At 70.2% G+C, this 9644-nt stretch carries 13 protein-coding genes; 8 read left to right on the top strand and 5 right to left on the bottom strand.

The features are described from left to right. Positions 1-752 (top strand): 16S rRNA (uracil(1498)-N(3))-methyltransferase (locus VGJ14_12675; GenBank protein HEY2833273.1); only part of this gene is annotated, 752 nt, incomplete at its 5' end. Positions 753-829: 77 nt separating this feature from the next. Here the strand turns inward: VGJ14_12675 and VGJ14_12670 are convergent. Continuing rightward, positions 830-1501, bottom strand: a complete 672-nt coding sequence (locus VGJ14_12670; GenBank protein HEY2833272.1) for a Gmad2 immunoglobulin-like domain-containing protein — start codon at positions 1499-1501, stop codon at positions 830-832. After that, positions 1498-1998, bottom strand: a complete 501-nt coding sequence (locus tag VGJ14_12665) for a SigE family RNA polymerase sigma factor (GenBank protein ID HEY2833271.1) — start codon at positions 1996-1998, stop codon at positions 1498-1500. The genes VGJ14_12670 and VGJ14_12665 overlap by 4 nt, the downstream gene beginning before the upstream one ends. Positions 1999-2095: 97 nt before the next feature. Here VGJ14_12665 and VGJ14_12660 point away from each other — a divergent pair, with 97 nt between their 5' ends. Genes VGJ14_12660 through VGJ14_12645 form a run of 4 tightly spaced genes read left to right on the top strand, consistent with a single transcriptional unit; the run spans position 2096 to position 5280 of the window. Then, positions 2096-2437 carry a histidine triad nucleotide-binding protein gene (locus VGJ14_12660; protein HEY2833270.1) on the top strand — a complete coding sequence of 114 codons (342 nt, stop codon included), beginning with the start codon at positions 2096-2098 and terminating at the stop codon, positions 2435-2437. A 54-nt stretch (positions 2438-2491) separates the two neighbouring features. Further along, on the top strand, positions 2492-3499 hold the full coding sequence (locus VGJ14_12655; protein HEY2833269.1) for a PhoH family protein: 1008 nt from the start codon (positions 2492-2494) through the stop codon (positions 3497-3499). Further along, positions 3496-3960, top strand: a complete 465-nt coding sequence (gene ybeY / locus VGJ14_12650; GenBank protein HEY2833268.1) for an rRNA maturation RNase YbeY — start codon at positions 3496-3498, stop codon at positions 3958-3960. The genes VGJ14_12655 and ybeY overlap by 4 nt, the downstream gene beginning before the upstream one ends. A gap of 9 nt (positions 3961-3969) precedes the next feature. Then, positions 3970-5280, top strand: coding sequence for a hemolysin family protein (locus tag VGJ14_12645; protein ID HEY2833267.1), 1311 nt, complete (start codon positions 3970-3972; stop codon positions 5278-5280). Here VGJ14_12645 and VGJ14_12640 read toward each other — a convergent pair. Then, positions 5277-6560: a DUF222 domain-containing protein gene (locus VGJ14_12640; GenBank protein ID HEY2833266.1), complete on the bottom strand. Its 1284-nt coding sequence runs from the start codon at positions 6558-6560 to the stop codon at positions 5277-5279. The genes VGJ14_12645 and VGJ14_12640 overlap by 4 nt on opposite strands. 228 nt (positions 6561-6788) lie before the next feature. On the opposite strand from VGJ14_12640, the gene VGJ14_12635 reads away from it, so the two are divergent. Both VGJ14_12635 and VGJ14_12630 read left to right on the top strand, forming a co-directional pair. After that, entirely contained in the window at positions 6789-7130 is a 342-nt protein-coding gene (locus VGJ14_12635; GenBank protein ID HEY2833265.1) for a cytidine deaminase, read from the top strand. Between the two features lie 4 nt (positions 7131-7134). Next, positions 7135-7596: a DUF309 domain-containing protein gene (locus VGJ14_12630; protein HEY2833264.1), complete on the top strand. Its 462-nt coding sequence runs from the start codon at positions 7135-7137 to the stop codon at positions 7594-7596. A gap of 51 nt (positions 7597-7647) precedes the next feature. Here VGJ14_12630 and VGJ14_12625 read toward each other — a convergent pair whose 3' ends face one another. Both VGJ14_12625 and VGJ14_12620 read right to left on the bottom strand, forming a co-directional pair. Then, positions 7648-8193: an SRPBCC domain-containing protein gene (locus VGJ14_12625; GenBank protein HEY2833263.1), complete on the bottom strand. Its 546-nt coding sequence runs from the start codon at positions 8191-8193 to the stop codon at positions 7648-7650. Then, entirely contained in the window at positions 8190-8516 is a 327-nt protein-coding gene (locus VGJ14_12620; protein ID HEY2833262.1) for a metalloregulator ArsR/SmtB family transcription factor, read from the bottom strand. The genes VGJ14_12625 and VGJ14_12620 overlap by 4 nt, the downstream gene beginning before the upstream one ends. Before the next feature lie 6 nt (positions 8517-8522). Between VGJ14_12620 and era the strand changes: the two genes are divergently transcribed. Further along, positions 8523-9506 (top strand): GTPase Era, encoded by a 984-nt coding sequence (era, locus tag VGJ14_12615; GenBank protein HEY2833261.1) that lies wholly within the window; start codon positions 8523-8525, stop codon positions 9504-9506. Positions 9507-9644: the final 138 nt, after the last annotated feature.

The following is a 9644-nucleotide window of genomic DNA, read 5'->3' as shown; positions in this document are numbered from 1 at the left end:
GCACGCCGCGGAGGATTTGCGCGGTGAGCGCGCCGCTGTTCCTGGTGCAGCCGGGCAGCCTGCGCGCCGCGGGCACGGTCGAGGTCGGCGGGGCCGAGGGGCGGCACGCGGTGAAGGTGCGCCGGCTGCGGGTTGGCGAGGCCGTGGACCTGGCCGATGGCGACGGTGTGGTCGGGCGCGGGGTGGTGGGCGCGGCGACTGGGGACGTGCTGACTGTCGAGGTGCGCGACGTCGAGCGGCTGCCGGAGCCGGTGCCGCGATTGGTGGTGGCGCAGGCGCTGCCCAAGGGCGACCGGGGCGAGTTGGCCGTTGAGCTGATGACCGAGCTCGGCGTGGACGCGATCGTGCCGTGGGCCGCTTCGCGGTGCGTCACCGTGTGGTCGGGGGAGCGCGGCGAGAAGGCTCGCGGCCGGTGGGCAGTGCACGCCCGGGAGGCGGCGAAGCAGTCCCGTCGCCCGCGTGTCCCGGCCATCGAATCGCTCGCCACCACCAAGGCCTTGGCCGCCCGCGACGCGGCCATCCTCGTCCTGCACGAGGAGGCCACCGCCCCGATCAGCGCCGTCGAGCTGCCCGCCACCGGCGAGGTGCTGGTGGTCGTCGGACCCGAGGGCGGCATCTCTGCCGAGGAACTGACGGCCTTTCAGGAAGCCGGCGCCCGCAGCTGCCGCCTCGGTCCGGAGGTCTTGCGCACCTCCACCGCCGGTCCCGCCGCCCTCGCCGTCCTCTCGTTGCGCTTCGGCCGCTGGGGCTGACACCCCTCCACCGTTGCGTCCGAAGAAGTGAGGGTGCGCGGACACTCTTCTTCGGACACAAGCGTGATGGGGCGTGGCTAGTGGACGGTGATCCAGATGGTGTCGGTCGCGGACTTGGTGCCGTCACCCTTGGCGGAGAGCTCGTAGGCCTCGATCCGGTAGTTGCCCGGTGCCAGGTGGAAGACCGTCGACCAGGTGCCCAGGGTCGGCGCGCCCGCTGACGCGGTGACGGGTGCGGTCTGCACCACCACGCCGTTCTGCGTCACGTCGACGGTGAATTGCGCCTCGAACACCCGCGCCCTGCCGGAGACCGTCAGGTCGCGATCGACGGTCGCGCCGCTGGCCGGCTTGGTGATCGCCAGGTACTCGCCGCCGGTGTCCTTCGGGAGGGCCGATGACGGGAAGCCGGGGCAGCTGATGAACAACGAAGGGTCCATGTCCGCGCACGACGCACGCGAGGACGCAGTCGGGCCGGTGGTCGGGTGCGCGGTCGCTCGCGGCGACGGCGCCCCGGTGCCGGCGGGCAGTACGACGTCCGAGCGTCCGCCGTGGTCCCGCTCGACCGCTGTCGCCACCCCCGCCACCACCAGCGCGGTCAACGCGCCGACTGCGATCGCCGGCTGCACCCGGCCCATCCGGGGCCGCGCCGTCCGCGTCCGAATCCGCTCCAGCCCGTCCCCGGCGATCGGCGTGCGCTCGGCCCGCGCCCGCAGGGCGTCGCGCAGCCGCGACTCCAGTTCGTCGTTCATCGAATCGTCTCCAGACTCGTGCGCAGGGCGGACAGCCCGCGCGACGTGTGCGTCTTCACCGAGCCCTTGCTGACCCGCATCGCGGCGGCCACCTCGGCCTCCGGCAGGTCGGCCCAGTACCGCAGCACCAATGCCTCGCGTTGGCGCGCGGGTAGCGCGCGCAGCGCGACCAGGACTGCGTCCGCGTCCAACCGGGCCAACGCGCCGACCTCTGCGCTGGGCAGGTACTCCTCGGCGGTGCTGTGCCGCTCCACCACCGCGCGGTGGCGCAGCGCCGAACGCGACCGGTTCACCACCGCCCGGCGCAGATACGCCAGCGCCTTGTCCTCCTCGCGCAGTCGGCGCCAGGCGCCGTGCATCGCCACGAAGGCGTCCTGCACGACCTCCTCGGCCGCCCACGGATCCCGCAGCAGGAGCGCGGAGAGGCGCACCAGGCCGCGGTAATGCCGCGCGTAGAGCTCAGTGACCGCCTGGTCGGCGTCCCACCTCGCGTCCACCCGGATTCCCCCCACGGTGACTGTCACGTGTCAATGACGCGCGAGCTCATCGATAGGTTGACAGCCGAAGCGGACGAGTTCGGTGAGGCGGTGCAGCGTGGCGGATTGCCTGTTCTGTCGGATCGTGGCCGGGGAGGTCCCGTCGACCGTCGTTGCGGAGACCGAGGACACCCTCGCCTTCCGGGACCTCAACCCGCAGGCCCCCGTGCACGTGCTGGTCATCACCAAGGAGCACTACACCGACATCGCCGCGGTCGCGGCCGCGGATCCCGACCTGGCCGGGCGCCTGGCCGCGACGGCCGGCGCGGTGGCCAAGGCCGAGGGCGTCGGGGATGCGTTCCGGTTGGTGTTCAATACCGGCGCGGGCGCCCAGCAAACCGTGTTTCACGTGCACGGGCACGTGATCGGCGGGCGCCCGTTCACCTGGCCGCCGGGCTGAGCCCGGGCCTCGGCACGAGGGTGTCGCGGCCCGCCCCGGGTAGCATGGCGCGCAATGGCCGAGACCGAGACCTCACACCGGATCGTGGTGCCCCCCGCCGTGTCGATGGTGGGCCTGCTCGGGACCGGGGACGAGTACCTGCGCGCGGTGGAACGGGCGTTCCCGACGGTGGACATCCTGGCCCGCGGCAACGAGATCACCGTCAACGGGCCGGTGGCCGAGGTGGCGCTGCTGGAGCGGCTGTTCGACGAGCTGGTGGTGGTGCTGCGCACCGGCGCGCCACTGTCCGTGGACTCCGTCGAGCGCTCCATCCAGATGCTGCGTCAGGACACCCTGGAGCGCCCGGCCGACGTGCTCACCGCGGACATCCTGTCCAACCGCGGCCGCAGCATCCGTCCCAAGACGCTGAACCAGAAGCGCTACGTCGACGCCATTGACAAGTACACGATCACCTTTGGCATCGGCCCGGCCGGCACCGGCAAGACCTACCTGGCGGTGGCCAAGGCGGTGCAGGCGCTGCAGTCCAAGCAGGTCACCCGGATCATCCTGACCCGCCCGGCGGTGGAGGCAGGGGAACGTCTCGGCTTCCTGCCCGGCACCCTCTACGAAAAGATCGACCCCTACCTGCGCCCGCTGTACGACGCGCTGCGCGACATGCTCGACGCGGAGACGGTGCCGCGGCTACTCACCGACGGAGTTATCGAGGTGGCACCGCTGGCATACATGCGGGGCCGGACCTTGAATGACGCGTTCATCATTCTCGACGAGGCGCAGAACACCTCACCGGAGCAGATGAAGATGTTTCTGACCCGGCTGGGTTTCGGGTCGAGGATCGTGGTGACCGGTGACGTCACGCAGATCGACCTGCCGAGCGGAACGACCAGTGGCTTGAAAATCGTCCAACAGATCCTCGATGGGGTGCGCGACGTGCACTTCTCCTGGTTGACCAGCAGCGACGTGGTGCGGCACCGATTGGTGTCCGACATCGTCGACGCCTACGGCCGGTGGGACGCCACGCAGCTGAAATCCGACCCGCCGCGGCTCAAGGGCGGCCGGCGGTGAATGTCGACATCTGCAACGAGTCCGGCTACGACCTGGACCCCACGGCGCTGCTGGACCTGGTCCGTCACGTGCTCGACGAGATGCGCATCCACCCGCAAGCCGAACTGTCCGTGCTACTGGTGGACGCCGCCGCGATGGAGCGCCTGCACGTGCAGTGGATGGACGAGCCGGGCCCCACCGACGTGCTCGCCTTCCCGATGGACGAGCTGCGCCCCGGCCGTCGTGACGACCCGGCCGAGGACCCCGGCCTGCTCGGTGACGTGGTGCTGTGCCCGGAGGTGGCCGCCGCGCAGGCCACCGCGGCCGGGCATTCCACCGAGGAGGAACTGCACCTGCTGTGCACGCACGGGTTGTTGCACCTGCTCGGTTACGACCATGCCGATCCCGAGGGGGAAGCCGAGATGTTCGCCGAGCAGCGTCGGCTGCTGGTGGGTTGGCGCGGCACGCGCCGAGCCGGCTGAGGCGCGGTCATGGGCTCCGACTCCTGGCTCGGGTTGCTGGCGGTGGCGCTGGTGGCGGTCGCCGGGCTGTTCGCCGCGCTGGAGGCGGCCATTTCCCGGCTGTCCCGCTCCACGGTGGAGGAGCTGGCGCGCAGCGGCCGACGCGGCGCGACCCGGTTGCAGGAGATCGCCGAGGACACCCCGCGTTACCTGAACCTGGCCCTGCTGCTCCGCGTTGCCTGCGAACTGACGGCGTGTTCGATCGTCGCGGTGATCGCGCTGGGCCGGCTGGACAATCGCGTCGGCGCGGTGGCGTTGACCGCGGCGGTGATGGTGGTGACCTCCTACGTGGTGGTCGGGGTGTCCCCGCGCACCGTCGGTCGCCAGCATGTCGCGGCGATCTCGCTGGTCGCCGCGGCGATCCTGCCGCCGCTGGCCGCGTTTCTCGGCCCGATCCCGAAGATGTTGATCCTGCTGGGTAACGCGCTCACCCCCGGTAAGGGTTTCCGCGAGGGCCCGTTCGCCTCCGAGGCCGAACTGCGCGACCTGGTGGACCTGGCCGTCGAGGAGTCCCAGGTCATCGAGGACGACGAACGCCGCATGGTGCACTCGGTGTTCGAGTTCGGCGACACGATCGTGCGCGAGGTGATGGTGCCGCGCACCGACATGGTCTACATCGAACGCGACAAGACCCTGCGTCAGGGAATGTCGTTGGCGCTGCGCAGCGGCTTCTCCCGCATCCCGGTGGTGGGGGAGGACAAGGACGATGTGGTCGGCGTGCTCTACCTGAAGGATCTGGTGCGACGTATCTATGACCACCAGGCCGCGGAGAGCAGCGAACTTGTCGACTCGGTGATGCGACCCCCGATCTTCGTGCCGGACTCCAAGCCGGTCGACGAACTGCTCAAGGAGATGCAGCTGACCTCCTCGCACATCGCGATCCTGGTCGACGAGTACGGCGGCACCGCGGGGCTGGTCACCATGGAGGACCTGGTCGAGGAGATCGTCGGGGAGATCGCCGACGAGTACGACCGGGAGGGTCCCGCGGTGGAGCGGCTGCCCGACGGGTCGGTCCGGGTCAGCGCGCGGCTGGGCGTGGAGGAACTGGGCGAGGCCTTCGACATGGAGCTGGACGACGAGGACGTGGACACCGTCGGTGGCCTGCTCGCCAAACATCTCGGCCGCGTCCCCATCCCCGGCGCGGAGACCGTGGTGGAGGGTCTGCGGCTGCGTGCGGAGAGCACCGGCGGGCGGCGCAACCGGATCAGCACGGTGCTGGTCACCCGCGAACCCGAACCCGAGATCGAGCAAGCCGCCGACCCGGAACACGAGCACGCCTAGAACGGCGGGAGGTCGCCGTCGGGTGGTGGGGCTTTGCGGTGTGGTGGTTTGGGGATCTCGATGGTTTCGACGGGGTTGACCTCTCCGTCGGCGCCGGGTGGTCGGGTTCGGTAGACCCGTCCGCTGGGGGTGGTGAAGGTGAAGATCCCGTCGCCGTCCTGGTGGACTTTCCAGCCCGGGGCGTCCTTGAGTTGATGGTGGTGGGTGCAGAAGTCGCCGAGGTTGCGGGGCACGGTCAGGCCACCGTGTTCGCGTCTGATGGTGTGGTCGGTTTCCACGCGGGTTCTGTTGCAGCCGGGCCATCGGCAGGTCTTGTCGCGGGTGTGGATGAATTCCGAGAGCCGCGCGCCGGGCCGGTAGCGTTTGGGTGCGATGTCCAGGGTGGTGTTGGTCACCGGGTCGGTGAGGATGCGCCGCCAGGTCGCGTCGGCGGCCAGGATCCGGCACAGCTCGGCGGGGATGGGTCCATGGCCGGGTAGGTAACCGGGTTCCCCGTTCAGCCCGAGCACCGTGCCGGCCGGGACCAGGACCTGTGCCTGCCAGTGCACGCGCTTCTGGCCGCTGCTCGGATGGCAGATCAGGTCGCGGAGGGCATCGGCGCGGCGTTCGTCGATAGTTCGCTGATCGCCGGGGGTTCTGGCGCCCCGGGCGGCGGTGTCGATGATCCCGAACATGGCGTGGGCGTCCTGCGCGGACAGGTAGGCGACCAGCGTGGCCATCCCGTCCGGTTGGGGATAGACGGCGACGTTGCGCCGCTTGAGTTCTGCCTTGCGCCGGCGGACCACGGCGTCGGGGTTGATACGCGCCACGATCCGCTGCAGCTTCTCGCGCAGCTTCGCCGGGGTCAGCGCCGCGGCCACGCCCAGCGCCTCGGCCTCCGCGGCGGCGAGTTCGGCCCCGCGCAGCCCGCAGGTCTGGTTCAGGATGACCACCGCGCGGTGCTGGGTCAGCTGCCCGGCACACATCGCGGCCAACGTGCCCGGGAGGTACGCGGCCAACGCGCAGGCCTCACCGATGCGGTCATCCGCGTGACGACCCGAGGCGTGCAACTCCAGGTTGATCTCGGCGTACGCCGAGGCCGTCGCGTCCTTGGTGTGCAGCGCACGGTCGGAGCGCTCCACGGCCTCCACGTGTGCGGCCATGTGCACCATCTGCAGGCCCTGCAACCGGGCGATCTCGGTATCCAGCCGGGCGATCTCGCCCAGATGATCAACCCCGGCGGGCGTCGGACGGCCCCCGCCGCCGTTGGCGCGCGGATCGTCTCCCCGGTCGATGAACATGACTTATTTTCTCATGGCATCGTATTCATGTAAGCAATATCCAGATATTTTCCGAATATATGTTCGACTCCGTCGCCCTACCAGCCGCCACCCTTGACGCGGAGCCCCGCCAGCCCCGCCACCCCCACCTCCAGGCCGTACTAACGGTCGCGTAAGGCAGTCAGAACAGCCACCACGAACCCTGGCGGCTCATGAGGTCTGACACCGCGCCTCGGTAGGCTCCCGGGCATGAGTGAACTCGGGGACGAGGACGCCAAGCTGGTCACGCTGGCGAAGGCGGTACGAGCGCGCAACGGCGCGGGCCAGGGGGCCGCAGTCCGCGACGACACCGGCCGCACCTATGCCGCCACGCCGGTCTCGTTGCCGTCGTTGCAGGTCTCCGCGGTGCAGGCCGCGGTGGTCATGGCAATCGCCAGCGGCGCGCGTGGCCTGGAGGCCGCCGCGGTGGTGACCGGGGAGATCACGCTGGGCGAGGAGGACCGCGCGGTGGTGCGTGAGTTCGGCGGCCCCGCCGCGCCGTTGCATGTGGCCGATCCCGATGGGTCCCTTCGGGTCACCGTCACGGGCTGACGGCGTGGATCGCGACCGCGACGCCATCGGTCGGCCCCGCAACGCCCGCCCCCGCGACGCGGCCGGGCGGCCCCTGCCGCGCGGGGCCGACGGCGTCCCGCGGGTTCCCGACGACCTGACCCTGACGCCGAGTCAGGCGCTCGCGGCTGCGCAGCGATTTCTGGACGAGGAGCAGCCGTTCCAAGCTCACGAGGTCTTCGAGGCCATGTGGAAGCAGCGCCGCGACGCCGGGGTCGACGACGCCGGAGTCTGGCAGGGCCTCGCGCAAATTGCCGTCGGCCTGACCCACGCTCAGCGTGGTAACAGCAGCGGCGCCGTCACCTTGCTGCGTCGCGGCGCGGTGACGCTCGGGGAGCACGATGGGGCAGCGGTGGCCGAGCTGATCAGGTGGGCGGAGGGGATCGCCGAACAGGTTGCGAACGGCGTTGCGGTGCCGTCGCGAACTCTCCGGTTGCCGCAGTCCTGACCCGGGGGCGCGACGGGAAGCCCGTCGTGCCCCCGGCCGGAACGAACAGCCTCAGCCCGCCAGACCCTTGCCGGTCTCCAGCAGCGACTTGAGGTCGGACAGGATCCACGGGTGGCCGCCGCCGCCCTCGTTCGGGGCCGCGTCGCCGCTGCCGGACACCATGTACAGGGTGGCCGGGGCGTTCTCGCATTCGTGGATCACGGTCAGCGAGCAGTAGCCGAGGTCCAGTTCGGCAATCTCGTAGGTGATCGTGGTGAAGCCCTCCGCCGTGGTGGTCGGGTCCATCAGCATCCGCCAGGTGGTCTTCAGCAGCCGGGGTTCGTCGACCTCGAGCACCTCGCCGTCCACGATGACCTCCGGACAGGGAAAGCCGTACTCGGCCGCGGCGGCCTGCATCTTCTCGTCCGGCAGGTGTTGCAGGGCGCCGCCGGGGCGCAGGTCGTAGTGCGCGTAGCCGCCGTAGCCGTAGCGCACGGTCCACTCCGGATCGGTGATGGCCTGCCAGATCGCTGCGGGAGTGGCGCGGATGTAGACCTTGAAGACGCCGGTGGTCGACGACTCTGTCGCGGATTGCACCGGCGGGTTGGCGACGTTCATGACGGTTGCTCCAATGTGTGCTTGAGGTCGAGGAGCGCGGTCACGTTGCGCTCGGTGTACTTGTCGATCCAGCGGTCGTGCACCTGGCGGATCGGGATCGGGTTGAGGAAGTGCAACTTCTCCCGGCCGGACCGTCGCGGAACCACGAGGTTCGCGTGCTCCAGGACCTTCAGGTGCTTCATCACCCCGAACCGGGTCATCTCCAGCTCGGATTCCAGCTCGGTCAAGGTGCGACCGTCCCGGACGAAGAGCAGGTCCAGGAGAAACCGGCGGGTCGGGTCGGCCAGCGCCTTGAACACCTCGCCGAGCTCGTCCTCGCCCACCTCTCGATGATAGGTGACCAATTGGTCACATGTAAAGCCCGGGAGACTCACCGGGTGTCGGCCCTCGATCAACCCGTGCATCGCGCCGGCTTCGCCTGCTTCGTCGGGCGCCCCAACACCGGTAAGTCGACGCTGACCAACGCGCTGGTCGGGCAGAAGGTCGCGATCACCTCGGCCCGCCCGCAGACCACCCGGCACACCATCCGCGGCATCGTTTCCCACCCCGATGCGCAACTGGTGCTGGTGGACACCCCCGGCTTCCACCGCCCGCGCACCCTGCTCGGCGAACGGCTCAACGATTTGGTCCGGGCCACCATCGCCGAGGTCGACGTACTCGGCCTGTGCATCCCGGCCGACGAGAAAATCGGCCCCGGCGACCGGTTCATCGTCGGCGAGATGGCCAAGGCCGCCCGACGGGCACCGGTGTTCGCGGTGGTCACCAAGACCGACATCGCCGGGCGGGACCAAATCGCCGCGCAACTACTCGCGGTGGCCCGCCTCGGCGAGCAGACGGGCATCTCCTTCGCCGAGATCGTGCCGGTCTCCGCGCTGGCCGGCGACCAGGTCGATCTGCTGGCGCAACTACTCACCGCGCGGCTGCCGGCCGGCCCCGCGCTCTACCCGGACGGGGAGCTCACCGACTCCCCGGAGATGGTCATGGTCGCCGAGTTGATCCGCGAGGCCGCGCTGGAGGGGGTGCGCGATGAGCTCCCGCACTCCCTGGCCGTGGTGGTCGAGGAGATGGTCCCGCGCGAGGGCCGCGGGGCGCACAACCCTCTGCTGGACATCCGCGCCGAGGTCTATGTGGAGCGAGACAGTCAGAAGGGCATCATCATCGGCAAGGGCGGTGCCCGGCTGCGTGAGGTCGGCACCGCGTCCCGCCGGCAGATCGAGGCGCTGCTGGGCACCCCGGTGTTCCTCGACCTGCATGTGCGGGTGGCCAAGGACTGGCAGCGGGACCCCAAGCAACTCCGGAGGCTAGGATTCTGACGAAGGGTCAGTAGCGGGGAGGCACGGCATGCGCACCGAGACCACCAGTTGCGTCGTCGTCGGGGGCGGTCCCGCGGGCATGATGACCGGTCTGCTGCTGGCCCGGGCCGGCGTGCCGGTCACCGTGCTGGAGAAGCA

The organism is Sporichthyaceae bacterium, assembly GCA_036493475.1.
Taxonomy (GTDB): domain Bacteria; phylum Actinomycetota; class Actinomycetes; order Sporichthyales; family Sporichthyaceae; genus DASQPJ01.
The sequence above is the reverse complement of the archived record's forward strand: the minus strand, read 5'-3'. Positions and strand labels throughout refer to the sequence as shown.